The sequence below is a fragment of the Lactobacillus acetotolerans DSM 20749 = JCM 3825 genome (genome assembly GCF_001436775.1).
Classification (GTDB): Bacteria; Bacillota; Bacilli; order Lactobacillales; family Lactobacillaceae; genus Lactobacillus; species Lactobacillus acetotolerans.
Genome location: NZ_AYZC01000001.1, coordinates 1 through 16,545 on the forward strand (window position 1 = coordinate 1; position 16,545 = coordinate 16,545).

Consider the following 16,545-nt stretch of genomic DNA (forward strand, 5'->3'; position numbering starts at 1 on the left):
TGCTTGGTTAACTCCTTAGCCTCACCGGCGACAGTTAATTATATTACCAACTTTACCGCCCTTTTGCAAGTGCTTTTCATTATAAATTTTAAAAATGCCTATTACATAAATTCGTGTTAAAGTTGGTATATTAGTATTTAGAAGGGAGTTTTTTATTATTAAAAAATTTGATTTAGCTATCATAGGTGCCGGTCCAGTTGGCTTATTTACTGCCAATTTTGCACACTTACACGGCTTAAAAACTATTATATTCGACTCACTAGCAACTGTTGGTGGTCAACCCGAATTACTTTACCCATTTAAAAAAATCCTTGATATACCAGTTTTTAACACAATTACCGGTACCGAATTAATTAAACGTCTCAAAAACAATATTTTAAATAAAAGCACAATTAAATTAAATCACCGGGTCAATAAAATTGAAAAATTGGATGATGGTTTTCATATTGATAATGAATTTTTAACTAAAACTGTCATTATTGCCACAGGGACAGGTTCTTTTAAGCCAAAAAAATTTCCTCTAAAAATGAATCAGGAAATTGAAAAAAAGGTTCACTACTATATAAATGATCCAAATAAATATGCAAATCAAACAGTGGGTGTCTTTGGTGGAGGTGATTCTGCTCTCGATTGGGCAGTCGAATTAGCCAACCGAAGCCAAGTCAAATTAATTCACAGGCGAAAAGAATTTCGTGGACTAGAATCTAACGTCAATAAGTTAAAAAAATTAAAAAATGTTGAAATTTTAACTCCTTATCTTCCCAAAAAGATATCTTTATCGGATAATCAGCTTACTGTTGAACTTAAGGAAACTGGTTCATCAGAAATTAATTACCAAAAATTTGACCAAATTATAGTTGCTTATGGTTTTCGAGCTGATAATCGCTTTGTACGAAATTGGAGAGTCAATCTCAAGGGAACCCATATTACTGTCGGCCCTGAAATGAATACTAATGTCCCCGGAATTTATGCAATAGGCGATGCTATTGATTACGAAGACCGCGTTCCTTTAATTGGTTTAGGTTTTGGTGAAGCACAAATTGCAATTAATGCAATTATGCGCAAACTTTTCCCAGAAAAAACGTTAACAATCCATTCAACCAGTATTTAGGAGAAAACATGGCTATAATCGACTTCATTCTTCACATTGATGGCCACTTAGTCACAATTGTAAATCAATTTGGCAACTGGACCTACTTAATTCTCTTCGCAATCATCTTTATTGAAACAGGAATGGTTATTTTCCCATTATTGCCAGGAGATTCATTAATCTTCGTTGCTAGTGCAATGGCAGCTAATCCGCGTTACCAATTAAACATTTGGCTAATTTATCTAGTCGTTTCGATTGCCGCTATCCTTGGTGATAGTGTCAATTATGAAATCGGGGCTTGGTTTACCAGAGCGGGTGAAAAACACGCCTGGTTTAATAAACTGATTAACCAAAAGAACAGATTAGCTGCAGAAAGATTCTTTGAACGGCATGGTCCAATTACCATTGTTGTTGGAAGGTTTGTTCCTTTCATCAGGACATTTGTTCCATTTATTTCTGGAAGCAGCAAAATGCATTATGGAAAATTCATTACGTACAACATTGTCGGTGGATTACTGTGGACAGGGCTTTTCTCTATAATTGGATTTTATTTTGGTAACATCCCTCTTATAAAAGATCACTTTGCCATTATAATTGTAGCTATAATCTTTATATCAGTTGTTCCAATTGCTATTGTTGCTTTGAAAAAGCATATAGAAACTAAAAAGGAATCCCATTAATGGGATTCCTTTTTTAACGCTGTAATAATTTCTCAGCAAAATACAATTCGTAAATAATACCAGCTACTGCAAAACAGGATGCAAAAAAGCCTTCTGTCAAAACATTAATTATAGGATCAGTGTCCGGATTAAACAACCAATCGCTATTAGTAAAAAGCAAATGATGAAATACAACAAAGAAACTATCAAAATTAGTTAAAGCAAACGGTAATATTGCTATTGGTAACAGTAAAAATAGTAAAGCCCATGTTTTATCTAATTTTAATAATTTCTTATTTTTTTGTCTTTTTGCAACAAGATAAATAATAAAACAGCAAAGAAATGCAATGATAGCCAAAACAAGCAACTTTTTCACGTCAGCAAAATGTTGTGCTGCCATGCTAGAAGTTGGAAAGTTATCCATCTTCAATTTCTTTTTAAATGGCCATACCAAGTACCACATTAGCTGGTTATAATTATGCATAATTTTGGGCAATGACATGTTAACCGTTTCGTTAGTCTTCTGAACTAAAATAAATACGGCAAGCAATGGCCAACTAGCAATAATTGCACCAACTACACTACTTGTAAGTGCAAAAATAAAATGATAAATAATAGCAAAAACGTTATTTCTTTTACTCATAACTCAAATTCATCCAAATTATTAACCAAAATAGTTGGCTGCCTTTTCCCTTTTATATCCTTTGCTTTAGTTACACCAGTTAATACAAGTAGCTGATCAACCTGGCTATTAAATCCAGCCTTAATATCTGTATCATAATTATCGCCAACTAAAACTGATTTAGATTTAGTATAACCTACTTTAGCTAAAGCCATATTGACTATAATTGATTCTGGTTTACCAATATACAGCGGTTTTTGGCCACTAGCAGCGGCGATCATAACACATTGGGAACCATTACCAGGAATTAATTCATCCTCCGTTGGCAGGTTCATATCGGCATTAGTACCAATAAAAGTCGCACCATGACGAATTGCATAAGTTGCAACTCGAACCTTGTGATAAGTTAAATCTGTATCCATACCAACAATAACGTAATCTGGATTCTTTTCATTTAACTCAAACTCCGGGTGTTTTAACAGTTCACGCCATAATCCTATCTGGCCAATAATATAAATACCAATCTTCTTTTTATGAGATTTTTCAAGAATATAACTTGCTGTTGCCATACTTGGTGTATAGATATGAGCAATATCTGTATCTACACCATGGCCGTGCAATTTATCTACCACCATTTGCGGTGTTCTTGTCGTGTTATTAGTTAAAAATAAGTAATTTTTATTAGCCTTATCGAGGCGGTGAACAAACCTAACTCCAGACTCAACAGTATCTTTTCCACGATAAATAGTGCCGTCAAGGTCTATTAAAAATAAGCTGTAATCTTTCACTAATTACCGCCCTTTCTTTTCTTAATTACAAAGGAATGATGATGTCCCTGTTCTTTTTTAACTGCAACTGTCTTTTTCTTTTTAAACCTAGTTTTATGAACTTTACGCTTTTTAAAATTATTATTGTAATTGCTTTTTCTTCTAGAATATTGCCTGCGACGTCCACGTGTATGTTCACGTCCTTTACGTGTATGCGCGGTGTAATGATGTTCTGGACTAAGTAATTGCAAAACAAAATAGGCTCCACCAGGATTACAATATTCAGTTAAATAATCCGCAATTGCCTGTTCTTTGCGATCAATTGCTGTGCGCACAATATCCTTATAAAAGCCTTTTAAACGCAAGTGATCACTAGAAATATCACCTACTAAAAAATCATATTGGTCCAAGTAAGGATCATATTTTTTACGTAAAGTTTCTACATCAATTGCATCATTTTTATTAACTAAAATTTTATATAATTGGTCATTAATTTTTAATTGATCATCATCTTGGACAACTTTAGCCAATGGATGTCTAATAGGTTGCTCTTTTTGAAATCGATTTTCCTTCTTATCAGCAGAAGGTTCTTTTTTATCCTTTAAGTCTTTATTTTTAGTATTTTGTGTCATTTGATTCACTTCTTGCGTTCACCGGATACTTTTTAGCTAAGTAATTACCTACGACTTCACGTAAGAATTGCGGAAATAAAAATTTATTTTCACCCACAATTGCTAAAGTGGGGAAAAATGGTACCAAAATATAATGGTCTAATCCAGCTATCTGATATTCCCTATTAGGATCAATTTCTTTGCCATTAACATACACAATTCGTGTACGCGGATCAAATTTAATTCCTTTATAATACATCTGTCCAAATATTTTCCCTCTGAAACTCATACCTTTTAAGGGAAAATGATCTAGATAATGCCGATTTTTTTCAATTTCCATAACTAAACGCCACAGATCACTACCCTTTAAGGTAGAACGCACTACATGCATTGAATGTGGCAATGCTTTTTGCAAATCATACTTAGTCAAGATTCTTTTCTTAAAAGGTACTAAAAACAAACCTGAACTGAGCATAGCAATATCAGTCCCAGCAAAATCAGCAATTGCGTCCAAGGAAGCCTGGATTGCAGCTTCCTTATCATCCGCAAACTTCTCAGGTAAATCAGCAACTTTATGGGCTTTTAATAATTCCTTACCCTTATCACGGTAACCTTGAATGATGGCGTTATCCCCCGACTTAGCCGGCATAGAAGCCGTAGGAACAGTTGTAGGGCTAATTTTTTGTACACAGTGTTGATCATTTATTTCAAGTTTAATATCACCAACATAGTTGCCCCATTTACCTGTTTGGGTAATCCAGACGCCATTATCTTCTTCACCCTTTTTAAGCAAATCATGACTATGACCCCCGATGATTAGATCAATTCCAGGATAATTCTTAGCTAGCCAACGATCCATATTTAAACCAATATGCGTAATCATAATCAAAACATCGTATTTGCCCTTTAATTTGGGTAATAAATCATCCATTGTTTCTTTTAACATCATAATATGCCAGTGATTAGGCCCATAAGACATAGGATAAGCGGCTGTTAATCCAATTAAGGCAATTCGTGTACCCTTTTTGGTATTAATAATTTTATCCTTGATGGCCCATTTAGGCATAGAGCCATCTTCCTCACGTAAATTCGCTAAAATCACTGGAAAATTTGCGTGGTCAAATAAGTGTTCTAAAACTTCATGTGAATTAGAAATTCCTTCATTATTTCCAATCGTAACCGCATCGTAGTTAAAATTATTCATTAACTTAACATTAGCTTGGCCTTTTGTAGCATCTGTAAGCGGGTGTGAACGATCCATAAAATCACCCGCATCAAAAGTATAAACTTGATCTACAGATTTATCGGCTTGTGCTTTTTTAAGATAGCGCCCTATTTTAGGGAAATGTTCGAAATGTGAATGAAGGTCATTTGTATGTAAAATTCGAATTGTTTCCATTTATACTTTCTGCTTTCTAACCTATCCGATTGGATTTAAGAATCATGTGGTAAGCATCTAAAACTTTTCCTTTAGGTTTCTTCCATTCAACCCACTTAGGGTGTTTCCAATCATCCTCATTAGTTAGGGTTTCAAGGTCATAATTCTCATTAATATACTTTTCATACGTCAATAAAGCTTGGGTACGCGGTATATTCAATTGTAAAATTTTAACATTTTTGATCATTCCATGGTTAACCGCGAGTTCAGCAATCCCATTTTGATCAATATTAGAAATTTCAAAGTACTTACTGCCATCGTTGCGGGTAATTTCTTCAATTAAATCTAACGCTTCGTATTTATCGCTCATTAAATCACACCTAAATGAAATAAAAATTTGGAATATATAGAAAAAATGTACAACCATGCTATTGTATTATGCGATAGAGGTGTACACATGAAATTTAAAAGCCATCTTCTTTTGGCTCTTTTTTTAAGCTTAATCTTTTTAACAACTAGCGGTTTTACCGTAGTCGGCCACCGGGGCGATCCTACCAAATACCCTGAAGAAACTATTCAGAGTGACAACTCTGCTTTCGATTCCGGTGCTGATTATGTTGAACTGGATCTTCATTTATCTGAAGATGGGGTCTTAGTTATCTCACATGACGAGGACCTTTCACGAGTCACTCATACACCTGCAATTGTATCACAAAATACTTTTCAATCGCTCAATCAGCTAAAGTATGACAACGGGGAACATGTTATGTCACTCGACCAATTATTTGAACATTATAAAAATAGGCCAAATACAAAATTCGTCTTAGAAACAAAAATTGATCATAGTTTAGATCCTTCTTATGAGTTGGAAGAGAAAGATGCGGTTTACAAAGAAAAATCCTTAAGCTGTGCAGCTTAAGGGCTTCCTTTACTAAACCTTTATTCATTAATTTAGTCTTGTTTTAAATTTTCTATCACCAGCGATTGACACAGAGCCATAAAAATTAATGATTTAAAGTACTCTGCTTCTTTAACAATTCATACGGTAATTCCATATGGATATTATCGACTTTTTCACTATTCATGAGTTTAGTCAACATTCTCATTGCAACAGCCCCCATATCATACAGTGGTTGTCTAATTGCAGTTAAAGCTGGGCAAACTACGGAAGCAATTTGGGTAGCACTAGCCGTTACTATTTCTAAATCTTCTGGGATCTTCTTACCAGCATCCATCGCTGAATTTAAAATACCAACGGCAGTAATATCACGCGTTACAACGACACCATCGATTCCATCTTTCACAAGTTGTGAATAGATATTATAGCCATCTGAATGGTCCTTGATGCCAGTATAAACATGCCCAGCACCTAAATTATGTTCTTTCATGAATTGCTTGTATGCCGGAATCCTATTTTCATCGTTAACCACGGCTTTAGGATCACCGATTACTAACGCTAAGTTCTTTTTTCCATCGTTATACATTAAATTGAAAGCCTCAGTATCGGCTTTCTTATAATCAATAGTGACAGACGGGAATTCTTCTCTATTATCCTTTGTGCCAGCTAAAACGACCGGGGTATCTGTCCGCTTAAAAGCGTCTGCAGCCTCTCTAGGCAAACGGTTAGACATATAAATTACACCATCAACCTGTTTGTTAAGTAAACTCTGAATCGCTTGATCTTCTTTCATCAAACGATTTTCTATGCTGGTCATAATAATATTGTATTTATACAGAAGCGCAATATCATCAATTCCCTTTGATAATTCCGCAAAGTATAGATTAGTCAGATCAGGCACAATCAACCCTACTGTGGTAGTCCTTTTAGAAGCAAGTCCTTGTGCCACAGCATTTGGTTGGTAGTGCAAACGGTTAATGACCTTCATTACCCGATCGCGTGTTTCTTTCCGTACATTATTATTCCCATTTACAACTCGTGAAACCGTAGCCATTGAAACTTTAGCTTCACGAGCAACATCATAAATAGTTACTTCTTGTTTATGCATCTTTGATTCCCCAATTCTAAAAAATATTCAATATAAAATTTAACATGCTTTGCAATAATTTGCAAGCGCTTACAGTTATTCTTTCATTTTTTTCAGACTTAAAACATGCTATAATTTGCTTACTAAAATCTATTTATATGAAAGGATTATATATGAATCTAGATAAATTACAGCAATGGTTACAAGCTTCTAACAACGACTTAGCTTACATTTCAAATCCAACAACTATTTCTTATTTCACTGGTTATTCAATGGACCCACATGAAAGAATTTTCAGTTTAATTGTTTTCAAAGACAAGGATCCTTTCATTTTTGTACCAGCCCTTAATGTAGAAGAAGCAAAGAATTCCAAATGGGACGGCGATGTTTACGGCTATTTGGATTCAGAGAATCCATGGCAAATTATCGCCGAAAATATCCGCAAGAGAAGTAATGAGTACCAAAAATGGGCAATAGAAAAGAACAATCTATCAGTTGCACATTACCAAAATTTACATAATGAGTTCCCTGACTCTAACTTTTCTAGTGATGTCTCCCCATTTATACAAAAAATTCGACTTTATAAAACGCCAGCAGAAATAAAAGAATTAAAGGCTGCTGGAGCAGAAGCCGACTTTGCCTTTCAAATTGCATTTAATGCAATTAAAACGGGTGTAACAGAAAGAAATATTGCCGGTCAAATCGATTACCAATTAAAATTGCAAAAAGGAGTAATGCACGAAAGCTTCGAAACTATTGTCCAAGCTGGTGCCAATGCTGCTAATCCCCATCTTGGTCCAACAATGAACCAAGTTAAGCCTAACGAACTTATTTTATTCGATTTAGGCACAATGCATAACGGATATGCATCAGATTCTAGCAGAACGGTCGCATATGGTCAACTTAATGATAAGCAAAAAGAAATCTATGAAGTTGTCCGTAAAGCCCAACAAAAGGCAGTTGACGCTGCTAGACCTGGCATGACAGCGGAAGAATTAGATAGCGTAGCCCGTAATATCATCAAAAAGGCTGGATACGGAAAATACTTCATTCACCGTTTAGGGCATGGCATTGGCAAAGAAGCACATGAATTTCCGTCAATAGTGCAAGGAAATCACTTAATACTTCAAGAAGGAATGTGTTTTTCCATTGAACCGGGTATCTATATACCAGGATTTGCAGGTGTTAGAATTGAAGATTGCGGTGTTGTAACCAAAGATGGTTTTGAACCCTTTACTCATACTGATAAAAAGCTGAGAACTTTACCATTAAAAGATTAATTTAACAAGAAACAAAAATGCACCTTGAGGATTAAATCACTCAAGGTGCATTTTATTTTATTAATCTAATGCTTAGGCTTCTGAATCTGGATCAACAGAAGTATCATCATTCTTTTCAGCATTGTTTAAATCATCAACTGATTTTTGTGCATTATCATCTTTTGCAACATCATCATTCTTTGAATCATCAATAACAATGTCATCAAAGTCTTTTAACTCTGAATCATCTTCTACATTTTTAGCAGATGTAGATAATTGATTTTTAACTACTTCGGTACCATTATCATATTTTTTCTTTAAATCCTGAATGGTATCGTTATCTTTAACTTTCTTTTTTAAATCTTCAAGCTGTTCATCACTAACTAATAATGAACCGGCAACAAAACCAGCTGCAGCACCAACAACAGTACCAACTAAGAAACTTGTAAATTTACTCATAATGAAATAATCCTCCTTTATTAATCCTCACCCTTGCGACGCTTGCGTCTAGCTAATGATGATGCAGATGCCAGCATTGAAGAAATTATACCAGCATGCCTAATATGAGCACTGCTAAAGCGCTTAGCCATTTTTCTTGATGAAGTATTCACATCAGAAACACTTTCTCCAAGATCAGCTGCAGCCTTCACTACTGGATCTAATGTTTTCATTTTACCATTAACATCTGCTAACAACGTGTTAGTTTTATCTAATAAATCACCTGTTTGACCCATCAAACCATTTAGATCTTTGGATATCTTTTGAACTGATTCATTAGCAGTTTGTACCGTCTTATCGGTTTCTTTAATAACCTTTGACGTGTGTACAAGCATCGGAATTGTAAAGAGTACTAAAATTAGAAATGCAACCGCAGCAATTAAACCTGCAAGTGCACCATAAGAAATTACCATCTTTTACCTCCAATTCTACATCTAAAAAAAGTTTAGCATGAAAATACTTTTATCTCAATCTATATATAATCTTCTGATATAGTAAAATACATGTAAGAAAGGTGAATAAAATGCAACCAGCACTACATATAAATAAAAAAGCTGTCGAAATTAATTGGGATAAAATTAGCGAAAATTTATTATCAATTTTGTGGCAACTAGTTATCACTACCATAGTATTTTACCTTATTTCTCATTTTGGTAAAAAAATACTTAATCATTATCTAAAAAGCAAGAGAAGGCCGCACAGTAAAAGATCACGTACAATTACGGCGCTGATTAACAGTATCTTTCAATATACCGTTATTTTCTTTTACCTATTCGGCGTTCTCTCTATTTTAGGCATCCCCATTGGGACACTCCTGGCCAGTGCTGGGATCTTTTCCCTAGCTATAGGTATGGGAGCCCAAGGTTTTGTTAGTGACCTTGTCAACGGCTTCTTTATTCTCAGTGAGGATCAATTCGACGTGGGTGACGTTGTCCAAATCAACCAACAAATAGGTACGGTTATTCAGTTGGGGCTAAGAACTACAAGATTAAAGGGTACAGACGGATCGATTATCTACATCCCCAACCGTAATATTTCGGTTGTCCAGAATCTGGCTCACGGTGGTATTGCCCTCAATATCGACCTTGAACTAGATGCCAACAATAATTTTGAAGAGGTAAATAACCTAATCAAAAGAACAAATTCTATAATTCAACCAGAGAAGAATGCTATTGTCAGTGGACCGTCTATTACTGGCATAACAAAGCAAACCGACAAAGCAGTCACTTTTTCCGTTCACTTTCAGGTTAATCCTGGTAAAGAAGGCTCTATCCGCAATCTCTACCTCACAAGTTATATCCAAATCCTACAAGAAAATAATATTGTATTTGCTAACACAACAAACATAAACAAATTTAATGATTCTAAAATAAAAAAACTTTGAGCAAGTAGTTTGATTACTAACTCAAAGTTTTGCTTATTTTTAATTAAATTGCTTTAACCAACCAGGTAATTCTTTAATTAACTTTCGAACCGCCTTTCCACGATGAGAAATTTTATTTTTTTCATCAGTGGTCATCTGCGCAAAAGTTTTATCCTGTTCAGGAATATAAAATAATGGGTCATAGCCAAATCCATCTTCTCCACGCGGTGCAGCTAAAATCAAACCTGAACACTGACCGTTAACGATTAAATCTTTATCAAAATGGCCCGGCATTGAAACTATAATTGTTGTATTAAATTTAGCAGTTCTTTCTTTAAGTGGAACACCACCCAGTTCAGCCAAAAGCTTTGCATTATTTTTGGCATCATTATGGTCTCCTGCATAACGAGCTGAACGCACACCTGGTTCACCATTTAATTTATCAACCATCAAGCCAGAATCATCAGCGACGGTTAAAAATCCACTAAATCGGGCCATTTCATGTGCCTTCAATTCAGCATTTTTTTCAAAAGTGCGGCCATATTCAGCAACTTCAGGAGGATTATTTAAATCAGCATCGGTTTTAATATCAATGTTAATACCGGCCTGTTTGAAAGCTTCTTTTAATTCCTTCGCCTTACCACGATTGGTAGTTGCAAATAAAAGTTCCTTAACCATTATCTTTCTCCGAATCAATATGCTTAGCAATAAAAGATGGGTCATTCAAAAATGAACGTCCCAACTTATCAACCTTCTTTTCATCCCCAGTAGTGTAATAGGCATGAACAGGTTTAACAGAATCATCACTAAACAACCCGTCACGACGCATCACATTGAATGTATATTGAGCGACTTGATCAGCAGGATCAACAATTTGCACATTTTTATTAACTGTTTCAGCAAATTCTTTGCGAATAATTGGATAATGGGTACAGCCCAAAACTAAGGTATCAAAATCTTTGCCTTTTAGTGAAAGTAATGATTCTTGCACCGCTTTTAAGCAGCTTTCATAATCAGCTCCATTTTCAACTAGTGGCACTAATTTAGGTGCAGCTAATTCTGTTACCTGAATATTTGGATCACGAAATCTTATTTCTTTTTTGTATGCGTGCGAAGCAACCGTTACGTTAGTTGCAACCACAGCAACTTTCTTATTTTTAGTTGTTCTTGCTGCAGCTAAACTACCAGATTGAATCACACCAATAATTTGTGGTTTGATTTCATCCTGAATAACATCCATCGCAGCAGCTGTGGCGGTGTTACATGCAAAAATTATTAACTTAACATTTTTATTTAATAAAAACTTAACACTGCGCCGAGTTAACGCAATAACCTCTTCGTTGGTTTTATCACCATACGGGATATGTGCGTTGTCACCAATGAATACGGTCGATTCATTCGGTAATTTTTGAATAACTTTTTTGACGACCGTCAAGCCGCCAACACCGGAATCTAAAAGACCAATAGGACGATTATCCATATTAAAAGCACTTCCTAAAGAAAAAATTATTTTCTACTTCTACTAGTTTACGGTAAAATAATAAAGAATAAAAGGGATGAACAATTTTATGCAAAAGAATAATAAGCACATTAACGAACACGTATATTTTATTAACCAACTCTACCGTGATTTTCTCCTGCCAACTATTCTAGGAGACGATGACGCAACTATTCTCTATTGGGCTGGGAAAAGAATCTCTCGACACTATGACTTGTCTTCTTTCGATGACATAGTTAGTTTCTTTAATACTGCGGAATTCGGGACTTTAACAAAAGTTAAGGAGAGGAGAACATCAATCACCTTTGAATTAAGTGGGCAAACCGTAACCGACCGCCTAAACAGTGACAGCCGAGAATTTTCAATCGAAGGTGGAATGATCGCCGAAGCCGTTCAAAAAGGAATAGGCAAAGCCACTGAGAGTGAGATTACAATCTTAGACAAAGAAAAGAAAGTACAAATTGTCGCACGCTTTGACTAGGTGCCACATTTTTTGTATACTCCCACTGTTATTACTTTAAAAAGAACAGGAGAAATATGGGATGTTAAAGGAATTCAAAGAATTTATAGCACGTGGCAATGTGATTGACTTGGCCGTTGGGGTCATTATCGGTGGTGCTTTCACGTCGATTGTGAATTCTCTTGTCACCAATATTATTAACCCGCTGCTTGGTTTATTCATCGGCCAAATCGATCTTTCTAATTTAGTCGTAAAAGTCGGCAGTGCAACTTTCAAATATGGCAGTTTTATTAATGCCATCATCAACTTTTTAATTATTTCTTTCATCGTTTTCCTTATTGTCAAAGCAATCAATAAAGTCACTAAACGCGAAAAGAAAGAAAAACCGGCAGCACCAACCGCTGAAGATTACTTAAAAGAAATTCGCGATCTACTCAAAGAAAAAGATGCTTAAGACACTTAAGAAAAAAGACTTCTTGCAATTGCAAGAAGTCTTTTAATTTACCTAATTATTTACTAATCGGTATATTGATTTAAAATTTGGTCAAGTTTAGCTTTAGGTGTATAACCAGTAATGCGATCAACGATCTTACCATCTTTCTTTACCAGTAAAGTTGGAATAGCCATTATTCCTAAAGCCTTTGCTGTGTCTTGATTTTGATCAACATCCATTTTAGTAAACTTAACGTCCTGACGTTCCTTTGCAAGTTCATCCACTACGGGTGATTGCATCTTACATGGACCACACCAAGTAGCCCAAAAGTCAGTTAAGACAACGCCATTTTTTGTTTCTTCATCAAAGTTTTTATCTGTGATTGCGTCAACCATGATTTTTACCTCTCAATCAAAAATAAAAGATTTATATCTTTTTATAATTTTATAATAGCAAAGCTACTTACTTTTTACAAGTAAATAGCTTATTTTAATTGGACAATGGTTGCACCATTGCCGCCTTGGTTAGCTGGAGCATAATTAAAACTCTTAACGTGGTTGCTATTACGCAAATATTTCCAGACACCTTTTCTTATGGCACCAGTACCAATCCCGTGAATAATCGTAACTGTATCAAGTCCTGCCAAAAGAACAGAATCAATGTAACGATCAAGGTTGGTCATAGCCTCGTTATAGCGCTGGCCACGTAAATCAAGCTCACTGTGAACATTATTACGTCTTAAGGCAGTGGTAGTTCTAGCCGTTGCTTTCTGTTTACCGGCAGAACTACTTTTACTAACCTTCTCGATATCACGATCACTTACCTTAACTTTAATGATACCTAATTGTACTTCATATTCATGCTCAGATAATTTCTTTGTGACTGTGCCAGTTTGTCCATATGAGAGGACTTTTACACGATCCCCTACACTTACATGATGACGACGTTTTTCACGCTGTAAGACCTTATTATGTGCTAAATTATCGTTTTGACGTTCTAGGCTGTTTAACTTACCTTTTGCGTCAATGATTTTATTTTCTTTAGCATTGGTACCCTGCTTTTCAAGTTGATCGATAATCCGATCGGCTTGTTTACGCTTTTTAGAAACAACCTCATTGGCTCGATCTTGGGCAAATTCAAGCTGTTTTTGTACTCGTTGGTTATACCAATCTAAAGCGTGCTGTAATTTTTGTTCTAATTTTTCACTTCGATCAAGACTGGTTTCCAAATGATTACGCGCATCAGTCGCAGCCTTAGTCTGCTTGTTTAAGCGCTCGATCATTTTATTAATATCAGAATTAGAATCTGACATTAACCCTTCAGCATTCTTAACAACATCTTCACGCATCCCTAACCGACGGGCAATTGCAAATGCGTTACTGTGGCCGGGAATTCCAATCTGTAAATGATAAGTCGGGGACAAAGTCTTCAAATCAAATTCCATTGAAGCATTGGTTGTTCTTGGCCGGTTATAACCGTAAAGTTTTAATTCTGGGTAGTGCGTGGTAATCATGATCTTAGCTTTTTTCTTACGCAAAAAGTCTAGGATACTAATAGCTAAACTAGCACCTTCCTCTGGATCGGTTCCAGCACCAATTTCATCAATTAGTACTAACGTTTGGTCATCCACATTTTTCATAATGGCAATAATGTCATTAATATGTGAAGAAAAAGTACTAAGAGATTGTTCAATCGACTGTTCATCACCAATATCGGCGCAAATATCCCTAAATACACCAACTTGACTACCCTCTTCAGCGGGAATAAACAATCCTGACTGAGCCATCAATTGAATTAATCCTGCAGTTTTCAAGGTAATAGTTTTACCACCAGTATTAGGACCGGTGATCAACATCGTATCGAAACTACTGCCTAATCTGATATCATTTGGTACTACCTTTTTAGGATCAATTAATGGGTGTCGGGCTTTAAGCAAGTTAAGTGAATGATCCTTAGTTAATTTAGGCTCACTCGCATGCATTTCTTTTGCTAATTTAGCTTTCGCTTGTAAAAAGTCAAGTTCAGTTAAAGTGGAAGCAATCGAGTTTAAACTAGTTACCTCTTCACGAGCCATGTTCGACAAGTGCTTTAAGACACGACGTACCTCCTGCCGTTCTTTTGCAAGCAAATTTTGCTGCCGGTTGTTTAAGTTTAAAACTGCACCCGGTTCAACAAACAGAGTCTGACCACTGGCACTTTGGTCATGGACAACTCCACCAAATTTAGCTCGGTATTCCTGCTTAACCGGAATAACGTAACGGTCATCCCGAATAGTAACAATTTGTTCAGATAAATATTTGCTACTGTTTCCTTTAATGTAGGCATCCATCCGGTTTTTAATGTCTTCCTCATTACTCTTCATATCATGACGAAGGCGGGCTAAATTACTAGAAGCCGTATCAAGAACAGTACCATCATAATCAACAGATTTTTTTAATTCACTGAAAAGTAAATCTGGAACATCCAATTCATTTAAAATTGAATCAATTGCAGCTAAATTTAATTTTTCTTCATCAATATCATCAAGAAAATCATTAACAGAATTAGCCAAACTAAGAACCAATAACAAATTACCTAATTCTTTTGCGTTTAAATTTGCCTTTACAGATAACCTCTTAGTACTTGGGCGCACATCATTAAAATCAGTTAAAGGAAGCTGCCCCTTTATCCTAAGTAAATTGGCCAAAGCAAGAGTTTGTTGCAAGTTTAACTTTACTTGGTCAAAATTATTGCTAGGTACTAATTTTTCTGCCCTTTTTTTAGCAGGAGCAGTAATTGCTAGTTCACTTAACCTGTGGGTAATTTTCCCAAATTCTAAAGTTTTTAATATCTTATTATTCATTATTAAAAATTTTTCTCTATTAATAAAAAGAGACTGGCTTAGCCAGTCCACTTTCTTTATTTACCACTTAAACGATCATCATCCAAGAAAGTATTTAAAACTCCCTGAACCATGTTCCATTCATCATCTGAAGTAATCTCATGCAAGTCACTGCTTGTTACGTCACCTGCATCGTCTGCATCATAACTAAATGCTTGAACTTCAATTTCTTCATTATCTCCAACCGCTGACGGATAAAGAAGAACATAAGATTTATTATAATCATCAGAATGAAATGTAAATAAAACCTCGTACAATTCTTCATTACCCTTGTCATCGACTAGAGTAATTTGGCGATCCTTATCACCATTACCATGAACTTGTTCTGTCATATTAATCCTTTCGGTGTAGATCTAGATAATTCTGTAAAATCAAAACCGCAGACATTTGATCAACGACTTTTTTCCGTTTTTTACGGTCATGTATACCGGCTTCTTCAATCAATACCCGGTTTGATTCCACTGTTGTTAACCGTTCATCAGAATAATAAACCGGCAAGCCAAATTTCTTCTTCAGTCGTTCTCCATATGCTTTACTTCTGGCAACTGAAGGGCCAGAAGTTCCATTCATATTCTTAGGTAACCCTAAAACAAATCCCTCTGGATCATATTTACGGACTACCTTCTTTAGAGGACGCATGCCAAAATTATATTTTGTTTCATCAATCGGGATTGTTTCAATTTTTTGCGCGGTATAGCCTAATTCATCACTAACTGCTACACCCACAGTCTTTGATCCTACATCTAAACCTACAAGTCTCATTTATTTATCTTTACCAAGATAGCTCTTTACAAGCTCTTCAATAATTTCATCACGCTCGTGTTTAAGTATTAAATTACGGGCATCATTGTGTCTTGGGATATAAGCAGGATCGCCAGAAAGTAAGTAACCTACAATCTGGTTAATTGGATTATAGCCTTTTTCTTCAAGAGCATTATAAACATCTTGCAGAGTATCATAAACATTTTTTCCTTTATTTTGGTTAAAGTCAAAATGCATTGTCTTATCTAGCGAACTCATAATTATTCCTCCTGTCACAAT

General features: G+C 35.5%; 21 protein-coding genes and 1 pseudogene. 7 read left to right on the top strand and 15 right to left on the bottom strand.

The window, feature by feature from the left end; genetic code table 11:
- Positions 1 to 127: 127 nt before the first annotated feature.
- Both FC77_RS00005 and FC77_RS00010 read left to right on the top strand, forming a co-directional pair.
- Positions 128 to 1,111 (top strand): NAD(P)/FAD-dependent oxidoreductase, encoded by a 984-nt coding sequence (locus FC77_RS00005; protein ID WP_082621099.1) that lies wholly within the window; start codon positions 128 to 130, stop codon positions 1,109 to 1,111.
- A gap of 8 nt (positions 1,112 to 1,119) precedes the next feature.
- Positions 1,120 to 1,770: a VTT domain-containing protein gene (locus tag FC77_RS00010; RefSeq protein ID WP_054681126.1), complete on the top strand. Its 651-nt coding sequence runs from the start codon at positions 1,120 to 1,122 to the stop codon at positions 1,768 to 1,770.
- A gap of 13 nt (positions 1,771 to 1,783) precedes the next feature.
- Here FC77_RS00010 and FC77_RS00015 read toward each other — a convergent pair whose 3' ends face one another.
- The 5 genes from FC77_RS00015 to FC77_RS00035 are packed head-to-tail and all read right to left on the bottom strand — an operon-like array spanning position 1,784 to position 5,497.
- On the bottom strand, positions 1,784 to 2,392 hold the full coding sequence (locus FC77_RS00015; RefSeq protein ID WP_056969386.1) for a TIGR01906 family membrane protein: 609 nt from the start codon (positions 2,390 to 2,392) through the stop codon (positions 1,784 to 1,786).
- Positions 2,389 to 3,159 carry a TIGR01457 family HAD-type hydrolase gene (locus FC77_RS00020; protein WP_054681128.1) on the bottom strand — a complete coding sequence of 257 codons (771 nt, stop codon included), beginning with the start codon at positions 3,157 to 3,159 and terminating at the stop codon, positions 2,389 to 2,391. Before FC77_RS00020 ends, FC77_RS00015 begins: the two co-directional genes overlap by 4 nt.
- Positions 3,159 to 3,770, bottom strand: a complete 612-nt coding sequence (locus FC77_RS00025; RefSeq protein ID WP_056969388.1) for a YutD family protein — start codon at positions 3,768 to 3,770, stop codon at positions 3,159 to 3,161. The genes FC77_RS00020 and FC77_RS00025 overlap by 1 nt, the downstream gene beginning before the upstream one ends.
- Positions 3,754 to 5,148, bottom strand: coding sequence for a bifunctional metallophosphatase/5'-nucleotidase (locus tag FC77_RS00030; RefSeq protein ID WP_056969390.1), 1,395 nt, complete (start codon positions 5,146 to 5,148; stop codon positions 3,754 to 3,756). The genes FC77_RS00025 and FC77_RS00030 overlap by 17 nt, the downstream gene beginning before the upstream one ends.
- 16 nt (positions 5,149 to 5,164) lie before the next feature.
- The gene (locus FC77_RS00035; RefSeq protein ID WP_054681131.1) at positions 5,165 to 5,497 is read right to left on the bottom strand and encodes a hypothetical protein; all 333 of its coding nucleotides are present in this window, start codon (positions 5,495 to 5,497) and stop codon (positions 5,165 to 5,167) included.
- 87 nt (positions 5,498 to 5,584) lie between these two features.
- Between FC77_RS00035 and FC77_RS00040 the strand changes: the two are divergent.
- Positions 5,585 to 6,025 (top strand): annotated as a pseudogene (locus FC77_RS00040) (glycerophosphodiester phosphodiesterase); the annotation flags it as partial.
- Between the two features lie 106 nt (positions 6,026 to 6,131).
- On the opposite strand, the gene FC77_RS00045 reads toward FC77_RS00040, so the two are convergent.
- Positions 6,132 to 7,133 carry a substrate-binding domain-containing protein gene (locus FC77_RS00045; RefSeq protein ID WP_056969395.1) on the bottom strand — a complete coding sequence of 334 codons (1,002 nt, stop codon included), beginning with the start codon at positions 7,131 to 7,133 and terminating at the stop codon, positions 6,132 to 6,134.
- Positions 7,134 to 7,285: 152 nt separating this feature from the next.
- Between FC77_RS00045 and FC77_RS00050 the strand changes: the two genes are divergently transcribed.
- Entirely contained in the window at positions 7,286 to 8,392 is a 1,107-nt protein-coding gene (locus FC77_RS00050; protein WP_054681132.1) for a M24 family metallopeptidase, read from the top strand.
- A gap of 72 nt (positions 8,393 to 8,464) precedes the next feature.
- Here FC77_RS00050 and FC77_RS00055 read toward each other — a convergent pair whose 3' ends face one another.
- Together FC77_RS00055 and FC77_RS00060 are read right to left on the bottom strand one after the other, a co-directional pair.
- A complete protein-coding gene (locus FC77_RS00055; RefSeq protein WP_056969397.1) occupies positions 8,465 to 8,830 on the bottom strand; it encodes a hypothetical protein in 366 nt (121 codons plus the stop codon).
- Positions 8,831 to 8,850: 20 nt separating this feature from the next.
- Positions 8,851 to 9,282 (bottom strand): DUF948 domain-containing protein, encoded by a 432-nt coding sequence (locus tag FC77_RS00060; RefSeq protein WP_054681134.1) that lies wholly within the window; start codon positions 9,280 to 9,282, stop codon positions 8,851 to 8,853.
- Positions 9,283 to 9,392: 110 nt separating this feature from the next.
- On the opposite strand from FC77_RS00060, the gene FC77_RS00065 reads away from it, so the two are divergent.
- Positions 9,393 to 10,253, top strand: coding sequence for a mechanosensitive ion channel family protein (locus FC77_RS00065; protein ID WP_056969399.1), 861 nt, complete (start codon positions 9,393 to 9,395; stop codon positions 10,251 to 10,253).
- A 39-nt stretch (positions 10,254 to 10,292) separates the two neighbouring features.
- On the opposite strand, the gene FC77_RS00070 is transcribed toward FC77_RS00065, so the two are convergent.
- Together FC77_RS00070 and murI are read right to left on the bottom strand one after the other, a co-directional pair.
- The gene (locus FC77_RS00070) at positions 10,293 to 10,910 is read right to left on the bottom strand and encodes an XTP/dITP diphosphatase (RefSeq protein WP_056969401.1); all 618 of its coding nucleotides are present in this window, start codon (positions 10,908 to 10,910) and stop codon (positions 10,293 to 10,295) included.
- Positions 10,903 to 11,712, bottom strand: coding sequence for a glutamate racemase (murI, locus tag FC77_RS00075; RefSeq protein ID WP_056969403.1), 810 nt, complete (start codon positions 11,710 to 11,712; stop codon positions 10,903 to 10,905). The genes FC77_RS00070 and murI overlap by 8 nt, the downstream gene beginning before the upstream one ends.
- 76 nt (positions 11,713 to 11,788) lie before the next feature.
- On the opposite strand from murI, the gene FC77_RS00080 reads away from it, so the two are divergent.
- Together FC77_RS00080 and mscL are read left to right on the top strand one after the other, a co-directional pair.
- Positions 11,789 to 12,211, top strand: a complete 423-nt coding sequence (locus FC77_RS00080; RefSeq protein WP_151443575.1) for a YslB family protein — start codon at positions 11,789 to 11,791, stop codon at positions 12,209 to 12,211.
- 61 nt (positions 12,212 to 12,272) lie between these two features.
- Entirely contained in the window at positions 12,273 to 12,644 is a 372-nt protein-coding gene (gene mscL / locus FC77_RS00085; protein ID WP_054681140.1) for a large-conductance mechanosensitive channel protein MscL, read from the top strand.
- A gap of 62 nt (positions 12,645 to 12,706) precedes the next feature.
- On the opposite strand, the gene trxA is transcribed toward mscL, so the two are convergent.
- The 5 genes from trxA to FC77_RS00110 form a co-directional block, all read right to left on the bottom strand.
- A complete protein-coding gene (gene trxA / locus FC77_RS00090; RefSeq protein ID WP_056969405.1) occupies positions 12,707 to 13,018 on the bottom strand; it encodes a thioredoxin in 312 nt (103 codons plus the stop codon).
- An 89-nt stretch (positions 13,019 to 13,107) separates the two neighbouring features.
- Positions 13,108 to 15,465, bottom strand: a complete 2,358-nt coding sequence (locus FC77_RS00095; RefSeq protein WP_056969407.1) for an endonuclease MutS2 — start codon at positions 15,463 to 15,465, stop codon at positions 13,108 to 13,110.
- Positions 15,466 to 15,521: 56 nt separating this feature from the next.
- The gene (locus FC77_RS00100) at positions 15,522 to 15,836 is read right to left on the bottom strand and encodes a DUF1292 domain-containing protein (protein WP_054681142.1); all 315 of its coding nucleotides are present in this window, start codon (positions 15,834 to 15,836) and stop codon (positions 15,522 to 15,524) included.
- Position 15,837: 1 nt separating this feature from the next.
- Positions 15,838 to 16,266, bottom strand: coding sequence for a Holliday junction resolvase RuvX (gene ruvX / locus FC77_RS00105; RefSeq protein WP_056969409.1), 429 nt, complete (start codon positions 16,264 to 16,266; stop codon positions 15,838 to 15,840).
- The gene (locus FC77_RS00110) at positions 16,267 to 16,524 is read right to left on the bottom strand and encodes an IreB family regulatory phosphoprotein (protein WP_004045418.1); all 258 of its coding nucleotides are present in this window, start codon (positions 16,522 to 16,524) and stop codon (positions 16,267 to 16,269) included.
- Positions 16,525 to 16,545: the final 21 nt, after the last annotated feature.

What these genes read in the sequence shown, in the direction of transcription:
- FC77_RS00010 (WP_054681126.1), top strand. Translation starts at nt 1,120, where the DNA reads ATGGCTATAATCGACTTCATTCTTCACATTGATGGCCACTTAGTCACA.
- FC77_RS00015 (WP_056969386.1), bottom strand. Translation starts at nt 2,392, where the DNA reads ATGAGTAAAAGAAATAACGTTTTTGCTATTATTTATCATTTTATTTTT.
- FC77_RS00025 (WP_056969388.1), bottom strand. Translation starts at nt 3,770, where the DNA reads ATGACACAAAATACTAAAAATAAAGACTTAAAGGATAAAAAAGAACCT.
- FC77_RS00030 (WP_056969390.1), bottom strand. Translation starts at nt 5,148, where the DNA reads ATGGAAACAATTCGAATTTTACATACAAATGACCTTCATTCACATTTC.
- FC77_RS00035 (WP_054681131.1), bottom strand. Translation starts at nt 5,497, where the DNA reads ATGAGCGATAAATACGAAGCGTTAGATTTAATTGAAGAAATTACCCGC.
- FC77_RS00045 (WP_056969395.1), bottom strand. Translation starts at nt 7,133, where the DNA reads ATGCATAAACAAGAAGTAACTATTTATGATGTTGCTCGTGAAGCTAAA.
- FC77_RS00050 (WP_054681132.1), top strand. Translation starts at nt 7,286, where the DNA reads ATGAATCTAGATAAATTACAGCAATGGTTACAAGCTTCTAACAACGAC.
- FC77_RS00055 (WP_056969397.1), bottom strand. Translation starts at nt 8,830, where the DNA reads ATGAGTAAATTTACAAGTTTCTTAGTTGGTACTGTTGTTGGTGCTGCA.
- FC77_RS00060 (WP_054681134.1), bottom strand. Translation starts at nt 9,282, where the DNA reads ATGGTAATTTCTTATGGTGCACTTGCAGGTTTAATTGCTGCGGTTGCA.
- FC77_RS00065 (WP_056969399.1), top strand. Translation starts at nt 9,393, where the DNA reads ATGCAACCAGCACTACATATAAATAAAAAAGCTGTCGAAATTAATTGG.
- FC77_RS00070 (WP_056969401.1), bottom strand. Translation starts at nt 10,910, where the DNA reads ATGGTTAAGGAACTTTTATTTGCAACTACCAATCGTGGTAAGGCGAAG.
- murI (WP_056969403.1), bottom strand. Translation starts at nt 11,712, where the DNA reads ATGGATAATCGTCCTATTGGTCTTTTAGATTCCGGTGTTGGCGGCTTG.
- FC77_RS00080 (WP_151443575.1), top strand. Translation starts at nt 11,789, where the DNA reads ATGAACAATTTTATGCAAAAGAATAATAAGCACATTAACGAACACGTA.
- mscL (WP_054681140.1), top strand. Translation starts at nt 12,273, where the DNA reads ATGTTAAAGGAATTCAAAGAATTTATAGCACGTGGCAATGTGATTGAC.
- trxA (WP_056969405.1), bottom strand. Translation starts at nt 13,018, where the DNA reads ATGGTTGACGCAATCACAGATAAAAACTTTGATGAAGAAACAAAAAAT.
- FC77_RS00095 (WP_056969407.1), bottom strand. Translation starts at nt 15,465, where the DNA reads ATGAATAATAAGATATTAAAAACTTTAGAATTTGGGAAAATTACCCAC.
- FC77_RS00100 (WP_054681142.1), bottom strand. Translation starts at nt 15,836, where the DNA reads ATGACAGAACAAGTTCATGGTAATGGTGATAAGGATCGCCAAATTACT.
- ruvX (WP_056969409.1), bottom strand. Translation starts at nt 16,266, where the DNA reads ATGAGACTTGTAGGTTTAGATGTAGGATCAAAGACTGTGGGTGTAGCA.
- FC77_RS00110 (WP_004045418.1), bottom strand. Translation starts at nt 16,524, where the DNA reads ATGAGTTCGCTAGATAAGACAATGCATTTTGACTTTAACCAAAATAAA.